The sequence below is a fragment of the Bradyrhizobium sp. Unk1 genome (assembly GCF_059512345.1).
In genome coordinates this window covers 24,129-48,013 of the sequence record NZ_JCAMOP010000028.1, presented here as the reverse complement: position 1 = coordinate 48,013, position 23,885 = coordinate 24,129, and the positions used below count along the sequence as shown (strand labels likewise).

Here is a 23,885-nt window from a genome sequence, read left to right as displayed (position 1 = left end):
GCCATTCACAAGCGGCCGGCTTTTTTGCCCAAGGCCTCGTGGAACGGGTGTCAGTTCCGTGGCGCGGCGCGGCCGATCCGCCTGACGGGGCGTGCGGCGGGCTCTGAGGCCGCCCGCATGATCCAGCGCCGGAACGCGGCGAAGTCGCGCTGCTCGGTCTGAAAACTGCGATACAGCAGGTACCAGCGCATGCCCTTAGGAACCGAGAGATCGAACGGCGCGACCAGCCGGCCGGCGGCGAGATCGTCGTCGATATAGGGCCGGATGCCCATGGCGATGCCGAGGCCGTCGGCGGCGGCCTGGAGCGCCTGGCCGTAGAACTGGAATTCCGGTCCGCGCGCGTTGATGCGGGTGAGGTTCGCGGCCTTGAGCCAGATCGGCCAATCCTCCGGCGAATGCGTGACGCGGATCAGGCCCGGCCCTTTGAGGTCGGCGGGCCGCTTCAGGCCGGTGGCGAGGCGAGGCACGCAGACCGGCGTGAGGTCGCCGGCGAATAGCGGCTCCGCGACCAGGCCGGGCCAGTCGCCGGTGCCGAGCTTGATGCCGCAACTCCAGTCCTCGCCGAATGGGACCTCGGCACCGCCGGTGGTGAAGCGCACCTCGATGTCGGGCTCCTCGCTGCGAAATTCCGACAGCCGCGGGATCAGCCAGCGCATCGCAAAGGTGTGGCCGACACCGATGGTGAGCACGCGGACGCTGGAGGGAGCCGTCACCTGCGCGGTGAGGCTTGCCAGCGCATCGAAGATCGGCGTCAGCCCGCTTTGATAGGCGCGGCCTGCCTGCGTCAGCACGAGCTTGTTGGCCTTGCGCTCGAACAGCGCGACGCCGAGACGTTCCTCCAGCAGATGCACCATCCGGCTGACGGCCGCCGCCGACACGCTGAGCTCGAGCCCGGCCGCGGCAAAGCTGCCGGTCCGCGCCGCCGCCTCGAATGCCTTGATGCCGTTGAGAAACAGCAACCGCCGCAAATGACCTACCCTCAGGAAAGCTGATGCAAGGCCAAGATAACTCAGTTTGCGAAGCCAGGGCAAGCGAGGCACGTTCTTCTTCGCCTCTCCCCGCGTGTGGGGAGAGGCCGACACGCGAAGCGTGCGGGTGAGGGGGAGTCTCCACGAGTCGAACTGCCGCAGTCCCCGCGGAGACTCCCCCTCACCCCTCCCTCTCCCCGCGGGCGGGGCGAGGGAGTGAAACAGCGTACGTCCCTGACTTGAACCGTGCCCCAGGAGAATCTCTCGTGACGCCCATCATGATCGCTGCCCTTGGATTGCTGATGGTCGCCACCGCGTTCCTGTCGGGGCTGTTCGGCATGGCGGGCGGGCTGATCCTGATCGGCGTGCTGCTGGCGCTGATGCCGTTGCCGACGGCGATGGTGCTGCATGCGATCACGCAGATGGCCTCGAATGGCTGGCGCGCGTTTCTGTGGCGCGCGCATATCCGCTGGCGGCCGGTCGCGAACTACATGGTCGGCGCTGCCATCGCGCTCGCGGCCTGGTCGCTCACCCGCTATGTGCCGGACAAGCCGATGGCGCTGCTGCTGCTCGGCATCACCCCGTTCATGGCGCGGCTGCTGCCGTCGAACATCAAGCCGGATCCTGATAGGCTCTGGCAGGGCACCGTCTATGGTACGATCTGCATGGGCTTGATGCTGATGACCGGCGTGTCGGGACCGCTGCTCGACACCTTCTTTCTCGGCGGCGATTTCGGCCGGCGCGAGAAGGTTGCGACGAAGGCGATGTGCCAGCTCGTCAGCCATTTCACCAAGCTCGTCTATTTCGGTGGCATCATCGACCAGGCCGCGAGCCTCGATCCCGTGCTCGCCGGCGTCGCGATCGCAGCCTCGATGCTCGGCACCACGCTGGCGCGGCGCATCCTCGAAGCCATGACCGACCAGCAATTCGTGGCCTGGTCGAACAAGCTGATCACCACCATCGCCTGCTACTACGTCGCCTATGGCGGCTGGCTCCTGCTTCGGACCCCGGTGCTGGCGGCCTTCGACAAGGGAGGTTTGCAATGAGCGGCAACGCCGATCCTCTGGTGCTGGACTTCGTCGAATGGGTCGCGCGCGAGCCGCGCGCCTATGCCGAGGTGATCGCGACCTGGAAGACCTCGTGCCCGCGCCTCACCATCTGGGAAGACGCCGCCGAGCAGGGCTACGTCACCCGCGAAACGATTGCAGGCGTGGGGCTGATCATCGCGGTGACGACGGACGGCGAGAGGCTGCTTCGAACGAACGGGCGGTGACACACACCTCCGCCTCGACAACGTCATTGCGAGCGCAAGCGAAGCAATCCAGAATGCTTCCGCGGCGGCAGTCTGGATTGCTTCGTCGCAAGAGCTCCTCGCAATGACGGAGCATGTGGAGGCAGCCATGTCGCTCAAGCTCTTCGAACTCGTCGGTACCGATGCTTCGCGCCCGTTCAGCCCGTATTGCTGGCGCACGCGAATGGCGCTGGCGCACAAAGGCCTGTCGGCGGAATCGCTGCCCTGGCGCTTCACCGAGAAGAGCGCGATTTCGCCGCACGGCTCGGAGAAGGTCCCGGTGCTCCTGCATCATGACAAGCCCGTGATCGATTCCTGGGCGATCGCGACCTATCTCGAGGACAATTTTCCAGACCAGCCGTCGCTGTTCGGCGGCGACGGCGGCCGCGCCATGGCGCGCATGCTCAACGCCTGGGGCGACATCGCCATCGTCGGCGGCATCTTCCCGTTGATCATCGCCGACATCCCGAAGAATCTCGCGGAGGTCGATGCGACCTATTTCCGCCAGTCACGCGAGGCGCGCTTTGGCGGTAAAACGCTGGAAGACGTGATGGCGAGCCGCGACACCGGCGTGGTCGCGTTCCGCAAATCGCTCGAGGTGATGCGGCAGACCCTGAAGAGGCAGCCCTATATCGGCGGCAGCGCGCCGAACTATGCCGACTACATCGTGTTCGGCGGTTTTCAGTGGGCGCGCGTGACGAGCCCGTTCAAGCTGCTGGAGAGCGATGATCCCGTCTATGCCTGGCGCGGGAAGCTGCTCGACGCGTTCGACGGCATGGCGCGGATGTCGCCTGGGCACGCGGTGTAAGCTTTGTAGCCCGGATGGAGCGCTAGCGAAATCCGGGGCCGGTGCCCGCAGAAGGATTCCCGGATTACGCTTGCGCTCCATCCGGGCTACGCACCGCCGCCGCCTTGCGCAGACATTCCCGGCACAAACAATCCTCGCCCTTGACCGACATCGGCAGCCGCGCCGTTTCCTCCGCGCACCAGCAGTTTCCCGAGAGATCGCAGCCGAACTCGGTGCCGCAACGGGAGCAGGCGAGGCGGCGCGGTTCCGGCAAGGGAAATTCGAAGGGAAATTCTTTCGGATTTGTCATGATTTGCCCAAAGGCTGCGCCGTCATTTTCATGCCGGGTTCATCTCCCGCTACGGTATATTAGGCGCTGCGCTCAGACTCGGAAAGCGGTTGGCAACGCGCGAAGGACACATCGATGGCCCGCGATTCGCAAGCTGCCCTCGTCGCGCTCAACCGTTTCGGTTTCGGGGCGCGCGGCGGGGCGTCCGGCGATCTCATCAACGCGGCGTCCGATCCGCGCGGCTTCGTGAAGGCGGAACTCGCGCGCCCCAACGGCGTGCTGCTGGAGGCGCCGGGGCTGCAATCGACGCCGCAGCTGGGCCAGGCCGTGTTCGCCTATCAGGACCAGGTCAAGCAGGCGCGCGAGGCCGCGAAGGCCGCTGCGCCCGCTGAAGGGGCGCAGCAGGCACCGGCCGATCAGAAGCCGGGGCTGCGGCGCAATCTCTCGCTCAATGCGGCCGCGACCGAGATCGCCGGCCAGATGGCCGAGACCAAGCCCGCCGACAATGCGGCGAAACCGGACGCCATGCAGCCCGGCGCTGCCGCGCCTCCTGCCGCCAAGCCCGCGCCGCAGCCGCTCAACGTGATCCAGAAAACCTTTCGCGCCGAGGCGCTGGCGCGCTTGCAGCGCGCGACGCTGGTCGAGTGCGGCTTCACCGAGCGGCTGGTGGTGTTCTGGTCCAACCATTTCTGCATCTCCGCGAGCAAGGGCGAGCTGGCGCGCATATGGGCCGGCGCGTTCGAGCGCGAGGCGATCCGGCCGCATGTGCTCGGGCGCTTCGCCGACATGCTCAAGGCCGTCGAGCAGCATCCGGCGATGCTGTTCTTCCTCGACAATCAGCAATCGCTCGGGCCGGATTCGCGCGCCGGGCAGAACCGCAAGCGCGGGCTGAACGAAAATCTCGCGCGCGAGATCATGGAGCTGCATACGCTCGGCGTCGGCGGCGGCTACACGCAGGACGACGTCACCTCGCTCGCGCGCATCATCACCGGCTGGACCTTTGCCGGCCGGCAGGGGCAGCTCGGCACGCCGGGCTCTTTCGTGTTCAACGCCAATGCGCACCAGCCCGGGCCGCAAATGCTGCTCGGCAAGACCTACGGGCCGACCGGCCTTGCGCAGGGCGAGGCCGCGCTCGCCGACATCGCGCGGCATCCCTCGACCGCCAATTTCATCGCCGCCAAATTCGTGCGCCATTTCGTCGCCGACGATCCGCCGCCGGCGCTTGTGGCGCGATTGCGCGACGTCTTCGTCAAGACCGATGGCGATCTCAAGGCAATGGCTGTTGCGCTGGTCGATTCCGACGAAGCGTGGAAGGCGCCGCTGACCAAGATGCGCTCTCCTTACGACTTCGTGATCGCGAGCGGCCGGCTGCTCGCGCGCGTGCCGGAAGATCCCGGCGGCTATCTCAGCAATCTGAACCTGCTCGGCCAGCCGCTGTGGTCGCCGGCCGGGCCGAACGGTTTTCCGGATACCAGCGCGGCCTGGGCCGCACCCGAAGGCATCAAGCTCCGGCTCGACATCGCGGCGCAAATGGGCGCGCGGCTCGGCAACAACATCGATCCGCTCGACTTGCTGGAGTTCGCCGCCGCCGATGCGGCCTCGATCGAGACGCGTAAAACCATCGAGCGCGCGGAGTCGCGGCAGCAGGCGCTGGCGCTGCTGCTGATGTCGCCGGAAATGCAGAGGAGATGATGATGATCGACTGCGTCGAGAACCGGCTCCTCACCTCGCGCCGCGGCCTGCTGCTCGGCGGCTCCTCCTTCGCGGCCTGGGCTTATTTGCCGAAATTCGCGCGCGCGGCCGGCGGGCGCGATCCGCGATTGATCGTGGTGATCCTGCGCGGCGCGCTCGATGGGCTCTCGACCGTCGCGCCGCTCGGTGACCCAGATTATGCCGGCCTGCACGGCTCGATCGCGCTTGCCGCCGACGGCGCGCATCCGGCGATCATGCTCGATACTTTCTTCGCGCTGCATCCGGCGATGCCGGAATTCGCGCGCATGTATCGCGACATGCATGCCGCGGTGATCCACGCGGTGGCGACGCCCTATCGCGACCGCTCGCATTTCGATGGCCAGGACGTGCTCGAAAGCGGCTATGCCGGCCCCGGCCGCGTGCAATCCGGCTGGCTCAATCGCGCGCTCGAAGCGCTGCCGCGCGGCGAGCGTGTGTCGAGCGGGCTCGCGGTCGGTCCCACCACGCCGCTGGTATTGCGCGGCAATGCGCCGACCGTCGGCTGGGCGCCGGTGGCGCTGCCGCAGGCCGACGACGACACCGCGATGCGGCTGGTCGATCTCTATCGCCACCGCGATCCCGCGCTGGCCTCCGCGCTGTCGCAAGGTCTCCAGCTCGACAAGGTCGCCAGCGGCGACGACATGAAGCCGAAGGGCGGCAACCAGGTCGCGCAGATGCGGCAGATCGCGCGTGGCGCCGCAAAACTGATGGCGGCCGACGACGGCCCGCGCATCGCCGCGCTCGCCTTCGACGGCTGGGATACGCATGCCAATGAAGGCGGCCCGGTCGGGCGTCTGGCCTTCCTGCTCGGCGGCCTCGACGGCGCGCTCGCCGAATTCGAAAGCGGCCTCGGCGAGCGCTGGCGCGACACCGCAATCGTCGTCGCCACCGAGTTCGGCCGCACCGCGCGCATCAACGGCACCGACGGCACCGATCACGGCACGGGAACGATCGCGCTGCTCGCCGGCGGCGCGGTGAAGGGCGGCCGCGTCATCTCCGACTGGCCCGGCCTCAAGCTCGCGAACTTGTATGAGGGACGCGACCTCAAGCCCACCACGGATTTGCGCTCGGTAATCAAGGGCGTGCTGCAGGGTCAGTTCGGCCTGTCCGATCGCGTGCTGGCGGAGACGGTGTTCCCGGACAGCGCCAGCGCGAGACCGATGAAGGGATTGGTGGCGTAATAGCAGCCACCGGCATTCCCGGCCCGCGCCTTGCGGTACGTCTCGGAATGACGACATGATGAGCCGAGCATCAGGAGATCACCCGCATGTACATCGCCATGAACCGCTTCCGCGTCACCAAGGGCTCTGAAACCGCTTTCGAACAGGTCTGGCTCTCGCGCGACACGTTTCTCGACGGGGTGCCTGGCTTCGTCGAGTTTCATCTGCTGCGCGGCCCCGAGCTCGAGGACCACACGCTCTATGCCTCGCACACGATCTGGGCGAACCATGCCGCATTCGAGGCGTGGACCAAGTCGGAGGCGTTTCGCGCGGCGCATCAGCGCGCTGGCGATAACAAGCCGCTTTATCTCGGCCATCCCCAGTTCGAAGGCTTTGAGGTGATGCAGACGGTGGGACGCGGCGCGAAGTAACGCGCCGCGCTTCAAACATCAGCCCTGGGTGATCTTGTCGATCTGCGCCATCTCATCGGCGCTGAGCTTCCACGCGATTGCCTTGACGTTCTGCTCGATCTGCTCGACGCGGGTGGCGCCTGCGATGACGCTCGAGACCTGCGGGCGGCCGGCGAGCCAGGAGAAGGCGAGCTCGAGCATCGAGTGTCCGCGCGCTTGCGCAAAGGCCTGCAGTTTCTCGACGATCGCCTCGTTGCGCGGGGTAACGTAGCGGTCGCGCAGTCGCGGAGTTTGGCCGAAGCGGGTGTCGCCGGGTGCGGACTCGCCCTTCCTGTATTTGCCGGTCAGAAGTCCGCTCGCGAGCGGGAAGAACGGCAACAGGCCGAGCTTGTATTCCGTTGCTGCCGGCAACAGGTCCTTCTCGATGTCGCGCACGACCAGGGAATATTCGTCCTGGCAGGAGACGAAGCGGCTGACATTCATCGCGCGCGCGACGTACTCCGCTTCCGCAATCCGCCACGCCGGAAAGTTCGAATTGCCGATGTAGCGGACCTTGCCCTGGCGGACGAGATCGTCGAGCGCGCGAAGACTCTCCTCGATCGGCGTCAGCGGGTCGTAATCGTGCTGCTGGTAGAGATCGATGTAATCGGTCTTCAGCCGCTTCAGGCTCGCGTCCACGGCCTCCATGATGTAGCGGCGCGAGGCGCCCTGCTTGGTTCCGTCCTCCGCCATCGGCTTGGAATATTTCGTCGCCAGCACGATGTCCTTGCGGCGATCGCCCAGCACGGCGCCGAGCACGTTTTCCGAGCCGCCCATGTTCGAATAGATGTCGGCGGTGTCGAACAGCGTGATGCCGAGATCGAGCGCGCGGTGGATCACCTTGCGCGAGGCCTCGAGGTCGATGCGCTGGCCGAAATTATTGCAGCCGAGCCCGACCGCGGACACGCGGAGGCCGGAGGCGCCGAGATTACGAATTTCCATGGGAGATCCTGTCAGAGATGAGCAGGGGCGCATTGTGACCGCGGCGGCCGCGACCGGCAAGCTGCCCGCCGCGCTGCTGCCATGCTGACAGAGCGGACAAAAAAATGCGGCCCCTGTCAGACGCGGCGACTGACGGGGACCGCTTTGGGGCGCTTGATCGGTGACGGGGGGCCTGATCAGACGCAGGTGCAGCGTAGTCCCGCTATGTTACGCGCGGGTGACAGGCAGAGTTATCCACAGGGGCTCCGCGGGCGCCGCGATCAGAAGATCTTGCGATAGACGATGAAGCCGGAGCGCTCGGCGACCTTGTCGTACAGGCTCTGCGCCGTGACGTTGGTCTCGTGCGTCTGCCAGTAGACCCGCGGGGACCCCGCGAGCTTTGCGCGCTCGTAGACGCCGTGGATCAGCGCCGAGGCGACGCCCTTGCCGCGCGCGGCCTCCAGCGTGAACAGGTCCTGCAAATAGCAGGACGGCTCGATCGCGGTGGTGCTGCGATGGAACAGGTAGTGCGTCAGCCCGAGCAGGCGCCCGTGGCTCTCGGCGACCAGCCCATGCACCGGCTCATAGCCATCGAAGAAGCGCTGCCACGTCATCCGCGTGATTTCGGGCGCCAGCGCGGTCGGGCCGGAGCGGCCGTAGAAAGCGTTATAGCCATCCCACAACGGCAGCCATTGATCGTAGTCCTGCTTCGTGATGGAGCGAATGGTGAGCGACATGTGAGTATCCGCGATCTCGGAGGACGCAAGGCGATGAAGCGTCCTTCATACGTGATGATCGCACCGCCGATCAATCGCGCCGTCGCATCACTCCGCGACGCGCAAATACCGCATCAGCCTGCGGCTCGCGGGATCGCGCAGCGAGCGGTAGTAGTCGGCGCGCGCGGGCGGGTCGGTGTGGCGCACGAGGTCGGTCACGGGCGTGTAGCCCAGCATGCGACCGCCATCGGGCAGGGCGGCGCAGACGAAGCGCAGCACCTCGCCATTGCGCAAGGCGATGTTGATCGGCGTGGCATCGCCGATCCGCACCATTTCCATCCGCTGCGCGATGAAGGTACCGAGCTCATCCTCGGGCAGCTCGAACGCGCCGGTGTCGCGGCCGTGATACATCAGCGCAATGAAGGGCGGCTTGCCGTCGGCCACTTCGTCCGGCAGCGCAAAATAGTCGCGAAATGCGCGGTTGATGAATTCGGCACGCGTCTCGGCGTCGAGCAGCACGATGCCGATGTCGACCTGGTCGAGCGCGGCCGACAGTCGCGCGGCGGTGGCGTGGCTCTGGCGCTCGGCGGCGAATGTGCCGAGCAGCCGCTCGCGCATCAGGCCGGTGATTGCGGCCGTGCCGGCAGTCGTCACGGCCAGGAGGCCGAGCCGGACCAGATCCGCCGCCGCATAGCCCGGCAGGGCCCGATGGGCCAGAAAGAACAACGCCGCGCCGATCACCGCGACGGCAGCGCTCGTCATGGCGGAAGCGAGACCCGACAGCGAGCCGGCGAGCGCCACGATGCAGACGAACAGGGGCGCAGGCGAGGGAACAGGGACATAACGATCGAGCAGGATCGCCAGCAGCGCAATTGCCGCCGTCAGCGCCGGACCGGAGATCGCACGCCATCCGAACCGCATGGACCAGTCTCGCTGCTCCTGAACGAGGTAAGGCCGCAACACTGGCTGATCGTTGCGCCCACGCGATGCAATTTCACGCGATGCGCTTAAGGGGCAGTTGCCGGCAGGGGCAAAGCTTGCGGCTGTTTTTAGACGAAATGCGCGTGCCTGAGGCGCTGCTGCTGCCCCGGCGCATTCAGCGTCGACGTCCCCGGGCTCTTGCGCATGCCGGTGAAAATCAACAGCGATGCCGCGACCAGGATGGCCGCAGTCAGGGTGATTGCAACGACTACCACAGGCGATTTCATCGGTGTCCTGTCGCGATGCCGGTCGGCGCGGGCCGCGCGGCACCTTGAAGGCGGGTCCGGGATGAAACGGGGATCAGACCGGCAGGCCCATCGCCATGGTCGCCTTGGTCGACAGCACTGTCAGGGTGACGATCAGGCACAGCGAGAGTGCGGCGACGGCGAGCGAGGCCACGACCGCGTTGGTCAGCCGGGAAGACGAAACGGTAACGGTTTGGCCTCGAAAGCCTGCCGTGCCGGACGCCCGAATCATGGTCTAAATCCTTCAACGTGCGAGCGAATCACCCGCGACTCGAACAATTTCCCTGTTTCAACCGGCAATATTGGGGCGGCCATAGCGGCGAAGATGGCGAGAATGCGGCGTAGGCTGCCCTTATGCCCGCTATTCCCGGAGCCAGCGCGCCGTCAGGCGCCCGCCGCGATGCTGGCGGGGTCGTCGACGTCCGCCGGCCGCCAGTCCATCGATACGAAACCGGGGGCGGCCTCGACGCGCTTCAACCAGTCCCGGATCGCCGGGAAGGTCGAGAGGTCGAAGTCGCAGCGGTCGGCGAGGTGCGTGTAGCCGTAGAGCGCGATGTCGGCGACCGTGAGCTGGCGGGCGGCGAAATAGGCGTTGGTCTTGAGGTGGTTTTCCATCACCTGGAGCGCGCCATAGCCGCGCTCCATCCAGTCTTCCAGGGAGTGGGTCTGGAGATCGCGGCCGCCCTTGACCAGCGACAGCCAGAAATAGGCGGCGCCGATGTTCGGCTCGAGCGCGTGCTGCTCGAAGAACATCCATTGCAGCGCCTCGGCGCGGTCGATGCGGTTCTCGGGCGCGAGCGGCGTGCCGACCGCGACGTACCAGAGGATGGCGTTGGACTCGGCGAGATAGCGGTCATCGCCGACATCGAGCAGCGGCACTTGTCCGGACGGGTTCTTGGAGAGAAAGTCCGGCGTCTTGCTTTCGCCGCGCAGAATGTCCACCTCGACCGCTTCGTAAGGCACGTTCAACAGCGCCAGCGCAAGGCGGACCTTGTAGCTGTTGCCGGAGCGTTGCATCGAATAGAGCTTGTACATTCTGGGAGTTCGTTCCGAGGACGGGAAGGTGCGGTGTTCGTTACTTCGCATCGCGGCTAAACAATGATGCCGTTGCGAATCCGCCGCAAGACCCGCGTCATAGAAAAACTCGAAAACCCTACCGCACCGCAATGCCGCGGAAGATCATTTCCTGCGACGCTGCAAATCAGATCACGCTTGCGTCAGCGCGCGGCCGCGGGACGATCGCGCCTCGCGAGAGCGGTCAGGACGCAGAAGCTTCCGCATCGTCATGGCCGGGCTTGACCCGGCCATCCACGCTCGACATACGACACAAAGAACGTGGATGCCCGGGCCTTCGCCGCGCCGAAGCGGCTTCGGCCGCGCAGGCGGGACAAGCCCGGGCATGACGGCGTTCAGATTTCGCTATGGCGACACGCAAAATTGCTCCGAGGACAAGCCTTCCCGGATATGAGCGATTTGCGTGGCAAAGTTACGGAAAATTGCGGAAAAACGCGTCTAGAAGCGCTCCAGATCCGTAAACTTTTTCGAGATCGGGCCGAAGTTTCTTGCGGCGCAGCGGCACACGTTTTAGGGTGGCTCATTCCCACAATTGGAGTCGTGAGGCCAAAGGGTTCACGACGCTTGTCAGGAGATGACGATGTCCTTCCTTGCCGCTGCGCTCGACCGTGTGAAGCCGTCCGCGACCATCGCGGTCACGGATAAAGCACGTGCGCTGAAAGCGGCGGGCCGCAACGTCATCGGCTTAGGTGCCGGCGAGCCCGACTTCGACACGCCCGCCAACATCAAGCTGGCTGCGATCCATGCCATCGAAGCCGGCAAGACCAAGTACACCGCCGTCGACGGTATTCCCGAGCTGAAGGAAGCCATCATCGGCAAGTTTCAGCGCGAGAACGGCGTGGCCTACAAGCCGAACCAGATCATCGTCGGCACCGGCGGCAAGCAGGTGCTCTACAACGCGCTGATGGCGACCATCAATCCGGGCGACGAGGTGATCATCCCCGCGCCGTACTGGGTCAGCTATCCCGAGATGGTGGCGCTCGCCGGCGGCGAGCCGGTGCCGGTGGTCTGCACCGCCGCGACCGGCTTCAAGCTCCAGGCCGAGGCGCTGGAGCGTGCGATCACGCCGAAGACCAAATGGGTGATCCTGTGCTCGCCGTCGAACCCGACCGGTGCGGCCTACACCAGGACCGAGCTGAAGGCGCTCACCGACGTGCTGGTCAGGCATCCGCATGTCTGGGTGATGACCGACGACATGTACGAGCACCTCGTCTATGACGACTTCCAGTTCACCACGGTCGCGCAGGTCGAGCCGAAACTCTACGACCGCACGCTCACCGTGAACGGCGTGTCGAAGGCCTATTGCATGACCGGCTGGCGCATCGGCTACGCCGGCGGTCCGGCGCAGCTCATCAAGGCGATGTCGACGATCCAATCGCAGTCGACCTCGAACCCGTCGTCGATTGCACAATGGGCCGCGGTGGAAGCGCTGAACGGTCCGCAGGACTTCATCCCCGCCAACAACAAGGTGTTCAAGGAGCGCCGCGACCTCGTGGTCTCCATGCTCAACCAGGCCAAGGGCATCGAGTGCCCGCGTCCCGAAGGCGCCTTCTACGTCTATCCCTCTTGCGCCGGCACGATCGGCAAGACCGCGCCGTCGGGCAAGGTGATCGACAATGACGAGACCTTCGTGACCGAGTTGCTCGAGACCGAAGGCGTCGCCGTGGTGCAGGGTTCGGCGTTCGGCCTCGGCCCGGCCTTCCGCATCTCTTACGCGACCAAGACCTCGGACCTCGAAGACGCCTGCAAGCGCATCCAGCGCTTCTGCGGCAATCTCCGCTGAGCCTGTCGCAAATATCTATCGACAAATACCTATCGAAAAGGCCCGCCTCCGGCGGGCCTTTTTATTGTTTGCACGCTTATCGTCACGCGTGATCTGGCACCACCACGGCTCTTGTGGCATAGACCATCGCGCAACACGGGTGGGGCGCTCTCTCTGCTCGCATCACATTCATCGCCGGAGACATTCATGCGCCGTTCGTTCATCCTCGCCGGGCTCGCCGCGGCCAGCCTCGTTGCCTCCGTCGCAAACAGCGGCGCTCAGCAGCAGCGGATGGTCCGGGTCGGCGTGCTCGAATGCCGCGGCGGCGCCAGCGTCGGCTTCATCGTGGGATCGGTGACCAATCTCGGTTGCGTCCTGCGTGCCGACGGTTTGCCGGAAGATCGCTACGTCGCGACCATCCGTAAAGTGGGCCTCGACATCGGCATCACCCAGGAGACCACGCTTGCCTGGGGCGTGTTCGCGCCGGTCGACCGGCTCGGCCCCGGCGATCTCTCGGGCAATTATGCCGGCGCGCAGGGCAGCGCCTCGGTCGGCGTCGGTATCGGTGGCAACGCGCTGGTCGGCGGCTCCAACAATTCGATCGCGCTCCAGCCGCTCAGCGTGCAGGGCCAGGTCGGCCTCAACGTCGCCGCCGGCCTCGAGAGGCTGGAACTCCGTCCGGGTCGTTGACAATTTCCCGTGTGCTGATCGCGTCGGTCCGACGCGATTTCGGCAACGACGCACCGCAGCGATTTTTGATGCTTGCCAAATCTCGGGGACGGGCAGAGCATCGGCGTTTGCCGACCCAATCATGGGCCGAGCTCCACACCAAGGAGGCGGCGAATGGGACAAGACGTCAGAAGTCCCCGAGGTCCACGGTGCATCGCACTGGTGGGCCCATTCCAAAGCGGTAAAACCACACTTCTCGAAGCAATACTGGCGCGAACGGGCGCAATCCCCCGCGCCGGCAGCGTCGACGCCGGAACATCCGTCGGCGACGCCTCCGCGGAGGCCCGTCATCACAAGATGACCGTCGGCCTGACTGCCGCCACCACGAGTTTCATGGGCGACAGCTACACCTTCCTCGATTGTCCCGGTTCCGTTGAGTTCGCCCACGACATGCGTGCAGCGCTTCCCGCTGTCGACGCCGCGGTTGTGGTCTGCGAGGCCGACGAGAAGAAGCTGCCGCAGCTTCAGATCATCCTGCGCGAGCTGGAGGAGCTGAAGATCCCGCGTTTCCTGTTCCTCAACAAGATCGACCGCGCCAACAAGCGCATCCGCGAGACGCTGGCAACGCTCCAGCCGGCCTCGCGCGTGCCGCTGGTGCTGCGCCAGATTCCGATCTGGAAGGGCGAGCTGATCGAGGGCTTCGTCGATCTCGCGCTGGAACGTGCGTTCATCTACCGCGAGCACAAGGCCTCCGAGGTGGTCGCGCTCGAAGGCGGAGATCTCGATCGCGAGAAGGAGGCCCGCTTCTCGATGCTGGAGAAGCTCGCCGATCACGACGACGCGCTGATGGAGCAACTGCTCGAGGACATCCAGCCGCCGCGCGATGCGGTGTTCGACGATCTCGCGCGCGAATTGCGCGAGGGGCAGATCTGCCCCGTGTTGCTGGGGGCCGCCGCGCGCGAAAACGGCGTGCTGCGCCTGATGAAGGCCCTACGCCACGAGGCGCCCGGCATCGAGGAAACTGCAAAGCGTCTCGGTGTGCCGGCCAGCAAGGAGGCGCTCGGCTACGTCTTCAGGACGCTGCATTCGCAGCACGGCGGAAAGCTGTCGCTGACGCGATTGCTCGCCGGCCATCTCGACGACGGCGCCACGCTGCAATCCGCCTCCGGCGGGAGCGGCCGCATCTCCGGCATCCTCGCCGTCAACGGCGCCTACGATACCAAGCGTGCCGCGGCCGAAGCCGGCGACACGGTTGCGCTCGCCAAGGTCGACCCGATCAAGACCGGCGATACGGTCTCGAGCGGCAAGTCCCCGCCGGCTGCGCTGTTCGCCCCGGAGCCGACGCCGCCGGTGCTCGCGATCTCGGTCGCCGCCACCGACCGCAAGGACGACGTCAAGCTCGGCCAGGCCCTTGCCCGGCTGCACGAGGAGGATCCCTCGCTCGGCATCGTGATGAACGCCCAGACCCACGACACCGTGCTGTGGGGCCAGGGCGAAATGCATCTGCGCGTGGCGAGCGAGCGGCTGCGCGACCGCTTCGGCGTCAAGATCACCTCGCAGCCACCCGCGATCGGCTACCAGGAGACCATCCGCAAGCCGATCGTCCAGCGCGGCCGGCACAAGAAGCAGTCCGGTGGCCACGGGCAGTTCGGCGACGTCGTGCTCGACATCAAGCCGCTGCCGCGCGGCGAGGGGTTCAAGTTCGCCGAAAAGGTCGTGGGCGGCGCGGTGCCGCGCAACTATATCGGCGCGGTGGAAGAGGGCGTTGTCGACGGACTGACGCGCGGCCCGCTCGGTTTCCCCGTCACCGATCTACAGGTGACGCTGACCGACGGCTCCTACCACAGTGTCGACTCCTCCGACCTCGCCTTCCGCACGGCGGCGCGGGTCGGACTCAACGAAGGTCTGCCGCAATGCCAGTCGGTGCTGCTGGAGCCGATCCACGTGGTCGAGATCGTCTGCCCGACCGACGCTACCGCCAAGATCAACGCGATCCTGTCGGCGCGGCGCGGCCAGATCCTCGGCTTCGACACCCGTGACGGCTGGAGCGGATGGGACTGCGTCCGCGCCATGATGCCGGAGGCGGAGATCGGCGAGCTCATCGTCGAGCTGCGTTCGGCCACGGCCGGAGCCGGCAGCTTCACCCGTCAGTTCGACCACATGGCCGAGGTGACCGGCCGCGCTGCCGACCAGATCATCGCCGCGCATCAGCACGCGGCGTGATCCGCCTCGCGCGGTGAGGGAGGCTCCGCTCGCTCACTTCCTCTCCCCCTTCTTACGGGGTGAGGAAGTGAGGCGGTGTCCTCTCCACGCGTCATTGCGAGCGCAGCGAAGCAATCCAGAGTCTTTCCACGGAGGGATTCTGGATTGCTTCGCTGCGCTCGCAATGACGGAAGGGCACTTGCACCAAGCGCTCGCAATGATGTATTTTACATCATTGTGCATGCTCCAGATATCACTTATAAGCTCTGATACGTGAGGCCACGGTGATCACGTCGTTCCAGATGCGGGCAGCCCGCGCGCTGCTTGGCATTGACCAGAAAGCCTTGGCCGAGCTCGCCGGCGTTTCGCTGCCGACCATCCAGCGGATGGAGGCCAGCACCGGCAATGTTCGCGGCGTGGTCGAGACCTTGATCAAGGTGGTCGAGGCGTTCGACCGGGCCGGCGTCGAGCTGATCGGCGAGCAGGCCCGCAGCGACAGCGGCGGGCGGGGCGTTCGCCTGAAGGAGCCGGGGCCGCCGCGCCGCGTCGGGGCATGATCGGTGTGATGATCGTGCCCGGAATCAGGATGAGCTAGCGCATCGTCGCACGCGCGCGCTGCACGATGCACCGGAGCATTGTGGGGCAGCGGAGCATGAGCATCACCAGCGAGCGGGCAGGCGGGCTGCATCGACCGCGTCAGCCGACCTTTGCCGAACTGTATTTGCCAAAGCTCGTCACCGTCTGGCGCGAGGGTTATGGCGTCGCTGATTTCCGCGCCGATGTGTTCGCGGGCCTGACAGTTGCCATCGTCGCGCTGCCGCTGTCGATGGCGATCGCAATCGCCTCCGGCGTGACGCCGGACCGCGGGCTCTACACCGCTGTCGTCGGCGGCTTCATCGTATCGCTGCTCGGCGGCAGTCGCTTCCAGATCGGCGGGCCTGCCGGCGCCTTCATCGTGCTGGTCGCGGTGACCGCGGAGCGGCACGGCGTCGACGGAGTGATCCTCGCCACCCTGATGGCGGGCATGGTCCTGATCGCCGCGGGCCTGTTGCGGATCGGCACCTACATCAAGTTCATTCCCTACCCCGTCACGGTCGGCTTCACCGCGGGCATCGCCGTGATCATCTTCGCCAGCCAGCTCCGCGATCTCTCAGGGATCACGCTGGCCGGGAAAGAGCCCGGCGAATTCGTGCCGAAACTCGTTGCGCTCGCCGGAGGCCTGCACACGATCAATCCGTCCGCCGTCGCGGTCGCGATCGTCAGCATCGTCATCATCGCAGCCTTGCGGCGCTGGCGGCCGTCCTGGCCCGGCATCCTGATCGCGGTCGTGCTCGCGGCGGTCGCGACTGCCGTGCTGTCGCTGCCCGTGGAAACCATCGGCAGCCGCTTCGGCGGCATTCCGCGCGAATTGCCGTCTCCGGCGCTGCCGGCGTTCTCGCTTGCGAAGGCGACGGCCGTGCTGCCTGACGCGATCTCGTTCGCGCTGCTGGCCGCGATCGAATCGCTGCTGTCGGCGGTGGTCGCCGACGGCATGACCGGACGCCGCCACCGCTCCAATTGCGAGCTGGTGGCGCAAGGCGCGGCCAACATCGGTTCGGCGCTGTTCGGCGGCATCTGCGTCACCGGCCTGATCGCGCGCACCGCCACCAACATCCGCGCCGGCGCGCGCGGGCCGCTCGCGGGGATGCTGCATTCGGCCTTCCTGCTGCTGTTCATGCTGATCGCGGCGCCGCTCGCGAGCTACATCCCGCTGGCCGCGCTCGCCGCCGTGCTCGTCGTCGTCGCCTGGACCATGGCGGAGAAGCACGAATTCGCAACGCTCTTGCGCTCATCCTGGGGCGATGCCGTCGTGCTGCTCGCGACCTTCCTGCTCACCATCTTCCGCGACCTGACCGAAGGCATCCTGGTCGGCTTCGCGCTCGGCGCGGTGCTGTTCATCCACCGCATGGCGGAGATGACTGGCATCGAGGAGCGCTCCCCGCTGGTGGCCGCCGATCGTCCCGATGACGGCAATGGCGAGCGCGTGCCTTACGATCCCGCGCTCGCCATCGATCGCGACGTGCTGGTCTATCGCATCACCGGCGCGTTCTTCTTCGGTGCCGCCTCGGCAATCGGAAACGTGCTCGACGGCATCGCCGAGCAGCGCAAGGGTCTCGTGGTCGATTTCGCCGCGGTGCCGTTCCTGGACTCGACGGCCGCCAACGTGCTCGGCCGCGTCGCCGCCAAGGCGCACCGCCATGGCATCCGGCTGTTCATCACCGGGGCGTCGCCTCCGGTTCGCCGCGCGCTGCTCACCCATGGCGTGACGCCGCCGCGTGCGCGCTATCGCGAGACCATCGCGCGTGCCGTCGCCGACATCAAGGCCGGCGCGGCGCAGCCCGTGGCCGACGACGCGGCCGCGACCTGACGGCAGCGCACTTCTCAAGCCGGCCGATTTGATCGACACTGCCGCGTCACGGCGGTGGTGCAGGGAATGCTGGATTCGCGTCGCAACATCGTGCTGGCCTGCGCGCTCAGCATGCTGGCGGGCTATGTCGACGGCATCGGCTTCCTGCATCTCGGCGGCCTGTTCGTCTCGTTCATGAGTGGCAACTCCACGCGTCTCGGCGTCAGCCTTGCGGAAGCGCAATGGTGGCATGCCGCCAGCGCCCTCGGCCTGATCGCGCTGTTCGTGGCCGGTGCTGCGGCCGGCAGCCTCGTCGTGCTCGGCGGCGGGGCCGAGCGGCAGCCCTGGCTGCTTCTCATTGAAACCGGGCTGCTTGCGGGTGCCGGACTTTGCCATGCCTACGGCCTGTCCAACCTCGCGATCGCGGCCATCGTGCTCGCGATGGGCCTGGAGAACGCCGTGTTCCAGATCGATGGTGGCGCGGGCCTCGGCCTCACCTATGTCACGGGCGCGCTGGTCAAGGTCGGCCAGTTCCTCGCGGTGAGCCTCACCGGCGGGCCGCGCTGGAATTGGGCGCCGAACCTGCTGTTGTGGGCGGCGCTCGTTGCGGGCTCGGCGGCCGGGGCGCTCGGCTATGCCCGGATCAACCTCGCCGCGATCTGGTTCGCCGCTGCCGCGGCGCTGGCTTTGGCTGCGATCGTGGCTGCGGCGATGCGGCGGCCGCGCGCTTGACAGAGCCAGCGGGACGCGAAATGGATCGCCTCGAACACGACCCGAGGGAAAGATGACCGCGCCCAGGACTCCCGCAGCTTGTTTGATCGGATGGCCGGCCGCGCATTCGCGCTCGCCGCTGATCCATCGCTACTGGCTGCGCACGCTCGGGATCGAGGGAGGTTACGTCATCGAGGCGGTCCCGCCCGAGGATCTGCGCGACTTCGTGCTGCGGCTGTCGCTGCGCGGCTTCGTCGGCGCCAACGTTACCATCCCGCACAAGGAAGGCGTGCTGGCGCTGTCCACGCCCGATGCGCGCGCCAGGGCCGTCGGCGCTGCGAACACGCTGTGGTTTGCCGACGGCGAGCTGCGCTCGACCAATACCGATGTCGAAGGTTTCATCGGCAATCTCGATGCCGCAGCGGCCGGTTGGGACAGGGCGGAAGAAGCATTGGTGCTCGGGGCCGGCGGTTCCTCGCGCGCGGTCGTGTTCGGCCTGCTCGAACGCGGCATCAAGCGAATCCACCTCGCCAACCGGACCATCGCGCGCGCCGAGACGCTGGCAAGACAGTTCGGGCCGAACGTGCATCCGCTTCCCTGGGACGGCATCAACGATTTGCTGCCGCGCGCAAGACTTCTCGTCAACACGACCTCGCTCGGCATGCACGGCCAGCCTTCACTCGATGTCGACGTGGCGCGCCTGCCGGACGGGGCGGTCGTCGCCGACCTCGTCTACGTTCCCCTGGTGACGCCGCTGCTGGCGGCTGCGAAGGCGCGCGGCCTGAACACCGCCGACGGCCTCGGCATGCTGCTGCACCAGGCGGTGCGCGGCTTCGAGCTGTGGTTCGGCCAAAGGCCGGAAGTCACCACGGAGCTGCGTGCGCAGGTCGAGGCCGATCTCACAAAGACTTGAAAGAATAACGGCGAATAGCGCCCCATCTCCGGAGTTCTATCCCAGTGGGGACAATCCGGAGACCGTCATGCCTGTTCAACGTGCAACATTCACACGTCCGCTCATCGCCGTCGCGATGGTGGCCGCTTCCACCCTCTATGCCGTCGCGCAGAAGGCGCCGGTGCCGACGCGCGTGCGCGGCACGATCGAGAGCGTCAATGGCGACACCATGCAGGTCAAGTCGCGCAGCGGCGAGGACGTCAAGCTTCGCATCGCCCCTGACGTGAACGTGTCGGGCATTACCAAAATTTCACTCGCCGACATCAAGGTCGGCTCCTTCGTCGGTGCCACCACGGTGCCGGGTCCGGACGGCGGCCAGAACGCGGTCGAGGTCCACGTGTTTCCGGAGAGCATGCGCGGCACCGGCGAGGGCTCGCGGCCCTATGACCTCAAGCCGAACTCCAGCATGACCAATGCCACGGTGTCGGAGAGCGTGGTCGGTAATGACGGCCATACGCTGCTGGTGAAGTACAAGGACGGCGAGAAGAAGGTGTTCGTCGCCGACAACACGCCGGTCGTGACCTTCGTGCCCGGCGACAAATCCGAGCTGAAGGCCGGCGCGAAAGTCATCGCCTTCATGAAGCAGCTGCCGGACGGCTCGTTCGAAACCAACCGCGTCAGTGTCGGCCGCGATGGCCTGACACCGCCGATGTGATGGAGGATGGCCACATGTCGAAATCAAGCTGGATGCCACGTCTGTTCGTGGCCGCGTTCGCCGTCACTTCGATGTTCTCCGCCTCGGCGCAGCAGGCGCCGACGGTGCGCATCCGCGGCACCATCGAGAGCGTCGACGGCAACACGCTCGGCATCAAGACGCGCGAAGGCAGCGACGTGAAGGTGCGCATGACCGACAACGTCGCGGTCTTCGCCGTGGTCAAGACGTCGCTCGCGGAGATCAAGGAAGGTTCTTATATCGGCGTGACCGGCATGCCCGAGCCCGACGGCACGCAGAGGGCGATCGCCGTCCACATCTTCCCCGAGAACCAGCGCGGCGCGGCCGAAGGTTTTCGTCCCTGGGATGCGCGCGCCAACTCGACCATGACCAACGCGACCGTGGCGCAGACGGTGGAAGGCACCGACGGCCAGAACATCACCGTCAAGTACAAGGACGGCGAGAAGAAAGTGGTGGTGCAGCCGGACACGCCGATCGTCACCTTCGTCGCCAGCGACAAATCCGAGATCAAGCCCGGCGCCAAGCTGATCATCTTCGGCGCGGCGAAAAAGGACGACGGCTCGCTGGAGGCCAACCGGGTGAACGTCGGTCGCGACGGGATTACGCCGCCGATGTGAGGGACTGGCGCTGAACTCGTAGGGTGGGCAAAGGCGCACTTGCGCCGTGCCCACCACTTTCCCGCGTTTCGCGAAATTGGTGGGCACGCTTCGCTTTGCCCACCCTACGGCGCCGCCGCTTCGGTCACACCGCAATAATATGATCGTCGATCTCGTCGATCCTGTTGACGCCGCACAGGCCCATGGTCGTGAGCAGCTCTTTCTGGATGATGTCGATCGCCTTGGCGACGCCGGCCTGGCCGCCGGCACCGAGGCCATGGGCGTAGGCGCGGCCGATCATGCAGGACTTTGCCCCGAGCGCGAGCGCGCGCATCACGTCCTGGCCGGAGCGGACACCGCCGTCGAACATGATCTCCATCTGCGAGCCGACCGCGTCGACGATCTCCGGCAGCACCTCGATCGAGGACGGTGCGCCGTCGAGCTGACGGCCGCCATGGTTGGAGACGACCAGCGCCTGCGCGCCCGTCTTCGCGGCGAGCTCGGCGTCCTCGACGTCGAGGATGCCCTTCAAAATCAGCTTGCCCGGCCAGATGCTGCGGATCCACTCGATGTCGTTCCAGTTCAGCGAGGTGTCGAACTGCGAGTTGATCCAGGTCGACAGCGACGTGATGTCGTCGCTGACCTTCAGGTGACCGGCGAGATTGCCGAAGGTGCGGCGCTTGCCCTGCAGCACGCCCGACACCCAGGCCGGCTTGGTGGCAAAATCGATCAGCTTCGACAGCGACCATTCCGGCGGCACCGTCATGCCGTTCTTGATGTCCTGGTGACGCTGGCCGATCACCTGGAGATCGACGGTCAGCACGAGCGCGCTGCATTTCGCCGCCATCGCGCGCTGGATCAATTCCTTGATGAAGCCGCGGTCCTTCATCACGTAGAGCTGGAACCAGAACGGCTTCTCGACATTGGCGGCGATGTCCTCGATCGAGCAGATCGACATCGTCGACTGCGTGAACGGGATGCCGGCGGCCTGCGCGGCGCGGCAGGCATGAATCTCGCCGTCGCCATGCTGCATGCCCAAGAGGCCGACGGGCGCCAAGATCAACGGCATGGTCGAGGACTCGCCGAGGATCATGGTCGAGGTGTCGCGCCTGGAGACGTCGACCAGGACGCGCTGGCGGAACTTGATCGCCTGCATGTCCTCGCGGTTGGCGCGCAGCGTTTCCTCGGCATAGGAGCCGCGGTCGCAATAGTCGAAGAACGCCTTCGGCACGCGGCGCTGATGCAGCGTGCGCAGGTCGTCGATACAGGTGATGTGCTTCATGAACGTTTCCCCGGCCCGTCTTGCATCAGAAGTCTTGCTTCAGAAGTCTTGCATCGGAAGATCGAGGGGTCATCTAGCATGGTTGGATGCACAGCCAAATCGTTTGCGAGGAGGGCGCCATGAGCAAACCGCACGGACAGCCGACACCGGAAGAGATCAAGGAGAAGCAGGATCTCGACGACGCGCTGGAGGAGGGCCTGGAAGAGACCTTCCCGGGTTCCGATCCCGTCAACGTCACCCAGCCGGCGCCGAGCCGCCAGGACGGCCATGTGAAGCGCTCCGACTAGGGGGCGGGTTCCGCTCCGGTTCGCCCCGTCGGTCGGAAATATAGTGCTAACAATAAGTTACCGGGGCGGCTTGGGCCCGGTCCCGTAATGATTAATCACATTTTTTGAAGCCAAGTTAGCCTCGAAGGCATTATAACGTCTCAGCAAATCAGGGATGCGGGTCCCTTTCGGGCATCCCGTAGTTGTAGAGGGGTCCCTGGTTGTTGCGTGGGGGACGATTATGAGCCGCAAATATTTCGGGACGGACGGGATCCGGGGCCGCGCCAACGGACTGATCACGCCGGAGCTCGCGCTCAAGGTCGGCCAGGCGGCAGGTCTCGCGTTTCAGCGCGGTGATCATCGCCACCGGGTCGTGATCGGCAAGGACACCCGTCTGTCCGGCTACATGATCGAATATGCGATGGTCGCGGGCTTCACCTCGGTCGGCATGGACGTGCTGCTGGTCGGCCCGATGCCGACGCCGGCAGTGGCGATGCTGACCAAGTCGATGCGCGCCGATCTCGGCGTGATGATCTCGGCCTCGCACAATCTGTTCGAGGATAACGGCATCAAGCTGTTCGGCCCGCAGGGCTTCAAGCTGTCCGACGACGTCGAGAAGCAGATCGAGCAGCTGCTCGACGAATCCCTCGACAAGCGGCTCGCTCAGAGCGCGAGCCTCGGCCGCGCCCGCCGTATCGACGGCGTGCACGACCGCTACATCGAATTCGCCAAGCGCACGCTGCCGCGCGATCTCTCGCTCGACGGTCTGCGCGTCGTGGTCGATTGCGCCAACGGCGCCGCCTATAAGGTGGTGCCGGAAGCGCTGTGGGAATTGGGCGCCGACGTCGTGCCGATCGGCGTCGAGCCCGACGGCTTCAACATCAACAAGGAATGCGGCTCGACCTCGCCGGAAACGCTGTCGAAGAAGGTGCGCGAGATGCGCGCCGACATCGGCATCGCGCTCGACGGCGACGCCGATCGCGTCATCCTGGTCGACGAGCGCGGCCACACCGTCGACGGCGACCAGCTGCTCGCGGTGATCGCGCAGAGCTGGAAGGAAGACGGGCGGCTGTCGCGGCCGGGCATCGTCGCCACCGTGATGTCCAATCTCGGCCTCGAACGCTTCCTCAAGGGGCAGGGGCTCGATCTCGTGCGCACGCCGGTCGGCGACCGCTACGTGCTCGAGCAGATGCTGAAAGGCGGCTACAATCTCGGCGGCGAGCAGTCCGGCCACATCATCCTGTCCGACTATGCCACCACCGGCGACGGCTTCGTTGCGGCCCTGCAGGTGCTGGCCGTGGTGCAGAAGCTGCGCCGGCCGGTGTCGGAAGTCTGCCACCGTTTCGACCCGCTGCCGCAGATCCTGAAGAACGTCCGCTACAAGAGCGGCAAGCCGCTCGAGGATTCCGACGTCAAATCGGCGATCTCCGACGGCGAGAAGCGGCTCAACGGCCACGGCCGCCTCCTGATCCGCTCGTCCGGCACCGAGCCCGTGATCCGCGTCATGGGCGAGGGCGAGGACCGCCTGCTGGTCGAGGACGTCGTCGACACCATCGTCTCCGCGCTCGGACAGGCCGCGGCCTGAGGTCTTTCTTACCCTCCCCTGGAGGGGGAGGGTCGGCGCGAAGCGCCGGGGTGGGGTGATCTCTCCTCACGGGCAGCTTTCCATGTGGAGAGATCACCCCACCCCGCTCGCGCTGCGCGCGATCGACCCTCCCCCTCCAGGGGAGGGTGAAGCGCTCTTGACCGGCCGACGACACTCGCATCCCAGCCA

General features: G+C 66.1%; 26 protein-coding genes. 17 read left to right on the top strand and 9 right to left on the bottom strand.

Annotated features, from left to right (window positions below):
• Positions 1-50 precede the first annotated feature (50 nt).
• The gene (locus AC5ZFO_RS30745; RefSeq protein ID WP_282522046.1) at positions 51-968 is read right to left on the bottom strand and encodes a LysR substrate-binding domain-containing protein; all 918 of its coding nucleotides are present in this window, start codon (positions 966-968) and stop codon (positions 51-53) included.
• Positions 969-1,234: 266 nt separating this feature from the next.
• On the opposite strand from AC5ZFO_RS30745, the gene AC5ZFO_RS30740 reads away from it, so the two are divergent.
• From AC5ZFO_RS30740 to AC5ZFO_RS30730, 3 genes are all read left to right on the top strand, one after another.
• Positions 1,235-2,014: a TSUP family transporter gene (locus AC5ZFO_RS30740; RefSeq protein ID WP_282522047.1), complete on the top strand. Its 780-nt coding sequence runs from the start codon at positions 1,235-1,237 to the stop codon at positions 2,012-2,014.
• Positions 2,011-2,241 carry a hypothetical protein gene (locus AC5ZFO_RS30735; RefSeq protein ID WP_282522048.1) on the top strand — a complete coding sequence of 77 codons (231 nt, stop codon included), beginning with the start codon at positions 2,011-2,013 and terminating at the stop codon, positions 2,239-2,241. Before AC5ZFO_RS30740 ends, AC5ZFO_RS30735 begins: the two co-directional genes overlap by 4 nt.
• 127 nt (positions 2,242-2,368) lie before the next feature.
• A complete protein-coding gene (locus tag AC5ZFO_RS30730; RefSeq protein WP_282522049.1) occupies positions 2,369-3,067 on the top strand; it encodes a glutathione S-transferase family protein in 699 nt (232 codons plus the stop codon).
• Positions 3,068-3,131: 64 nt separating this feature from the next.
• Here the strand turns inward: AC5ZFO_RS30730 and AC5ZFO_RS30725 are convergent, their stop codons facing one another.
• A complete protein-coding gene (locus AC5ZFO_RS30725) occupies positions 3,132-3,356 on the bottom strand; it encodes a cysteine-rich CWC family protein (RefSeq protein WP_496122968.1) in 225 nt (74 codons plus the stop codon).
• Between the two features lie 114 nt (positions 3,357-3,470).
• Between AC5ZFO_RS30725 and AC5ZFO_RS30720 the strand changes: the two genes are divergently transcribed.
• From AC5ZFO_RS30720 to hmuQ, 3 genes are all read left to right on the top strand, one after another.
• Entirely contained in the window at positions 3,471-5,027 is a 1,557-nt protein-coding gene (locus tag AC5ZFO_RS30720) for a DUF1800 domain-containing protein (protein ID WP_282522051.1), read from the top strand.
• 2 nt (positions 5,028-5,029) lie between these two features.
• On the top strand, positions 5,030-6,247 hold the full coding sequence (locus AC5ZFO_RS30715; RefSeq protein ID WP_282522052.1) for a DUF1501 domain-containing protein: 1,218 nt from the start codon (positions 5,030-5,032) through the stop codon (positions 6,245-6,247).
• Positions 6,248-6,333: 86 nt separating this feature from the next.
• Positions 6,334-6,657: a heme-degrading protein HmuQ gene (gene hmuQ, locus AC5ZFO_RS30710; RefSeq protein WP_085399303.1), complete on the top strand. Its 324-nt coding sequence runs from the start codon at positions 6,334-6,336 to the stop codon at positions 6,655-6,657.
• An 18-nt stretch (positions 6,658-6,675) separates the two neighbouring features.
• Here hmuQ and AC5ZFO_RS30705 read toward each other — a convergent pair whose 3' ends face one another.
• From AC5ZFO_RS30705 to AC5ZFO_RS30680, 6 genes are all read right to left on the bottom strand, one after another.
• Complete coding sequence (locus tag AC5ZFO_RS30705) at positions 6,676-7,617, bottom strand: aldo/keto reductase (RefSeq protein WP_282522053.1); 942 nt, start codon at positions 7,615-7,617, stop codon at positions 6,676-6,678.
• Positions 7,618-7,877: 260 nt separating this feature from the next.
• On the bottom strand, positions 7,878-8,333 hold the full coding sequence (locus AC5ZFO_RS30700; protein WP_282522054.1) for a GNAT family N-acetyltransferase: 456 nt from the start codon (positions 8,331-8,333) through the stop codon (positions 7,878-7,880).
• Positions 8,334-8,420: 87 nt separating this feature from the next.
• The gene (locus AC5ZFO_RS30695) at positions 8,421-9,233 is read right to left on the bottom strand and encodes a PAS-domain containing protein (RefSeq protein ID WP_282522055.1); all 813 of its coding nucleotides are present in this window, start codon (positions 9,231-9,233) and stop codon (positions 8,421-8,423) included.
• Positions 9,234-9,361: 128 nt separating this feature from the next.
• Complete coding sequence (locus AC5ZFO_RS30690; RefSeq protein ID WP_282522056.1) at positions 9,362-9,520, bottom strand: hypothetical protein; 159 nt, start codon at positions 9,518-9,520, stop codon at positions 9,362-9,364.
• 73 nt (positions 9,521-9,593) lie between these two features.
• Positions 9,594-9,770 carry a hypothetical protein gene (locus AC5ZFO_RS30685; RefSeq protein ID WP_187387820.1) on the bottom strand — a complete coding sequence of 59 codons (177 nt, stop codon included), beginning with the start codon at positions 9,768-9,770 and terminating at the stop codon, positions 9,594-9,596.
• A gap of 152 nt (positions 9,771-9,922) precedes the next feature.
• Positions 9,923-10,573, bottom strand: coding sequence for a glutathione S-transferase family protein (locus tag AC5ZFO_RS30680; protein ID WP_282522057.1), 651 nt, complete (start codon positions 10,571-10,573; stop codon positions 9,923-9,925).
• Positions 10,574-11,192: 619 nt separating this feature from the next.
• On the opposite strand from AC5ZFO_RS30680, the gene AC5ZFO_RS30675 reads away from it, so the two are divergent.
• From AC5ZFO_RS30675 to AC5ZFO_RS30635, 9 genes are all read left to right on the top strand, one after another.
• Positions 11,193-12,395 carry a pyridoxal phosphate-dependent aminotransferase gene (locus AC5ZFO_RS30675; RefSeq protein WP_039157959.1) on the top strand — a complete coding sequence of 401 codons (1,203 nt, stop codon included), beginning with the start codon at positions 11,193-11,195 and terminating at the stop codon, positions 12,393-12,395.
• 186 nt (positions 12,396-12,581) lie between these two features.
• Positions 12,582-13,064 carry a DUF992 domain-containing protein gene (locus tag AC5ZFO_RS30670; protein WP_282522058.1) on the top strand — a complete coding sequence of 161 codons (483 nt, stop codon included), beginning with the start codon at positions 12,582-12,584 and terminating at the stop codon, positions 13,062-13,064.
• 153 nt (positions 13,065-13,217) lie between these two features.
• The gene (locus tag AC5ZFO_RS30665; protein WP_496122967.1) at positions 13,218-15,266 is read left to right on the top strand and encodes an elongation factor G; all 2,049 of its coding nucleotides are present in this window, start codon (positions 13,218-13,220) and stop codon (positions 15,264-15,266) included.
• Positions 15,267-15,529: 263 nt separating this feature from the next.
• Positions 15,530-15,802, top strand: a complete 273-nt coding sequence (locus tag AC5ZFO_RS30660; protein ID WP_014492044.1) for a helix-turn-helix domain-containing protein — start codon at positions 15,530-15,532, stop codon at positions 15,800-15,802.
• 95 nt (positions 15,803-15,897) lie between these two features.
• Positions 15,898-17,652, top strand: coding sequence for a SulP family inorganic anion transporter (locus AC5ZFO_RS30655; protein WP_282522060.1), 1,755 nt, complete (start codon positions 15,898-15,900; stop codon positions 17,650-17,652).
• Between the two features lie 66 nt (positions 17,653-17,718).
• Positions 17,719-18,363 carry a YoaK family protein gene (locus AC5ZFO_RS30650; RefSeq protein WP_282522061.1) on the top strand — a complete coding sequence of 215 codons (645 nt, stop codon included), beginning with the start codon at positions 17,719-17,721 and terminating at the stop codon, positions 18,361-18,363.
• A 52-nt stretch (positions 18,364-18,415) separates the two neighbouring features.
• Positions 18,416-19,255 (top strand): shikimate dehydrogenase, encoded by an 840-nt coding sequence (locus AC5ZFO_RS30645; RefSeq protein WP_282522062.1) that lies wholly within the window; start codon positions 18,416-18,418, stop codon positions 19,253-19,255.
• A 67-nt stretch (positions 19,256-19,322) separates the two neighbouring features.
• Positions 19,323-19,949 (top strand): hypothetical protein, encoded by a 627-nt coding sequence (locus AC5ZFO_RS30640; protein WP_282522063.1) that lies wholly within the window; start codon positions 19,323-19,325, stop codon positions 19,947-19,949.
• Positions 19,950-19,963: 14 nt separating this feature from the next.
• Positions 19,964-20,584 (top strand): single stranded DNA-binding domain-containing protein, encoded by a 621-nt coding sequence (locus tag AC5ZFO_RS30635; RefSeq protein ID WP_496122966.1) that lies wholly within the window; start codon positions 19,964-19,966, stop codon positions 20,582-20,584.
• Between the two features lie 124 nt (positions 20,585-20,708).
• Here AC5ZFO_RS30635 and AC5ZFO_RS30630 read toward each other — a convergent pair whose 3' ends face one another.
• Positions 20,709-21,845, bottom strand: coding sequence for an alpha-hydroxy acid oxidase (locus AC5ZFO_RS30630; RefSeq protein ID WP_282522065.1), 1,137 nt, complete (start codon positions 21,843-21,845; stop codon positions 20,709-20,711).
• Between the two features lie 119 nt (positions 21,846-21,964).
• Here AC5ZFO_RS30630 and AC5ZFO_RS30625 point away from each other — a divergent pair, with 119 nt between their 5' ends.
• Positions 21,965-22,132 carry a hypothetical protein gene (locus tag AC5ZFO_RS30625; protein WP_208084565.1) on the top strand — a complete coding sequence of 56 codons (168 nt, stop codon included), beginning with the start codon at positions 21,965-21,967 and terminating at the stop codon, positions 22,130-22,132.
• 220 nt (positions 22,133-22,352) lie between these two features.
• Complete coding sequence (glmM, locus tag AC5ZFO_RS30620; RefSeq protein ID WP_071909589.1) at positions 22,353-23,696, top strand: phosphoglucosamine mutase; 1,344 nt, start codon at positions 22,353-22,355, stop codon at positions 23,694-23,696.
• Positions 23,697-23,885 lie beyond the last annotated feature (189 nt).

Coding starts and splice junctions, on each gene's coding strand:
- AC5ZFO_RS30690 (WP_282522056.1), bottom strand. CDS start 9,520: ATGAAATCGCCTGTGGTAGTCGTTGCAATCACCCTGACTGCGGCCATC.
- AC5ZFO_RS30700 (WP_282522054.1), bottom strand. CDS start 8,333: ATGTCGCTCACCATTCGCTCCATCACGAAGCAGGACTACGATCAATGG.
- AC5ZFO_RS30645 (WP_282522062.1), top strand. CDS start 18,416: ATGACCGCGCCCAGGACTCCCGCAGCTTGTTTGATCGGATGGCCGGCC.
- AC5ZFO_RS30635 (WP_496122966.1), top strand. CDS start 19,964: ATGTCGAAATCAAGCTGGATGCCACGTCTGTTCGTGGCCGCGTTCGCC.
- AC5ZFO_RS30735 (WP_282522048.1), top strand. CDS start 2,011: ATGAGCGGCAACGCCGATCCTCTGGTGCTGGACTTCGTCGAATGGGTC.
- hmuQ (WP_085399303.1), top strand. CDS start 6,334: ATGTACATCGCCATGAACCGCTTCCGCGTCACCAAGGGCTCTGAAACC.
- AC5ZFO_RS30680 (WP_282522057.1), bottom strand. CDS start 10,573: ATGTACAAGCTCTATTCGATGCAACGCTCCGGCAACAGCTACAAGGTC.
- AC5ZFO_RS30670 (WP_282522058.1), top strand. CDS start 12,582: ATGCGCCGTTCGTTCATCCTCGCCGGGCTCGCCGCGGCCAGCCTCGTT.
- AC5ZFO_RS30675 (WP_039157959.1), top strand. CDS start 11,193: ATGTCCTTCCTTGCCGCTGCGCTCGACCGTGTGAAGCCGTCCGCGACC.
- AC5ZFO_RS30715 (WP_282522052.1), top strand. CDS start 5,030: ATGATCGACTGCGTCGAGAACCGGCTCCTCACCTCGCGCCGCGGCCTG.
- AC5ZFO_RS30655 (WP_282522060.1), top strand. CDS start 15,898: ATGAGCATCACCAGCGAGCGGGCAGGCGGGCTGCATCGACCGCGTCAG.
- AC5ZFO_RS30650 (WP_282522061.1), top strand. CDS start 17,719: ATGCTGGATTCGCGTCGCAACATCGTGCTGGCCTGCGCGCTCAGCATG.
- AC5ZFO_RS30685 (WP_187387820.1), bottom strand. CDS start 9,770: ATGATTCGGGCGTCCGGCACGGCAGGCTTTCGAGGCCAAACCGTTACC.
- AC5ZFO_RS30720 (WP_282522051.1), top strand. CDS start 3,471: ATGGCCCGCGATTCGCAAGCTGCCCTCGTCGCGCTCAACCGTTTCGGT.
- AC5ZFO_RS30665 (WP_496122967.1), top strand. CDS start 13,218: ATGGGACAAGACGTCAGAAGTCCCCGAGGTCCACGGTGCATCGCACTG.
- AC5ZFO_RS30725 (WP_496122968.1), bottom strand. CDS start 3,356: ATGACAAATCCGAAAGAATTTCCCTTCGAATTTCCCTTGCCGGAACCG.
- AC5ZFO_RS30695 (WP_282522055.1), bottom strand. CDS start 9,233: ATGCGGTTCGGATGGCGTGCGATCTCCGGTCCGGCGCTGACGGCGGCA.
- AC5ZFO_RS30640 (WP_282522063.1), top strand. CDS start 19,323: ATGCCTGTTCAACGTGCAACATTCACACGTCCGCTCATCGCCGTCGCG.
- AC5ZFO_RS30730 (WP_282522049.1), top strand. CDS start 2,369: ATGTCGCTCAAGCTCTTCGAACTCGTCGGTACCGATGCTTCGCGCCCG.
- AC5ZFO_RS30625 (WP_208084565.1), top strand. CDS start 21,965: ATGAGCAAACCGCACGGACAGCCGACACCGGAAGAGATCAAGGAGAAG.
- AC5ZFO_RS30705 (WP_282522053.1), bottom strand. CDS start 7,617: ATGGAAATTCGTAATCTCGGCGCCTCCGGCCTCCGCGTGTCCGCGGTC.
- AC5ZFO_RS30630 (WP_282522065.1), bottom strand. CDS start 21,845: ATGAAGCACATCACCTGTATCGACGACCTGCGCACGCTGCATCAGCGC.
- glmM (WP_071909589.1), top strand. CDS start 22,353: ATGAGCCGCAAATATTTCGGGACGGACGGGATCCGGGGCCGCGCCAAC.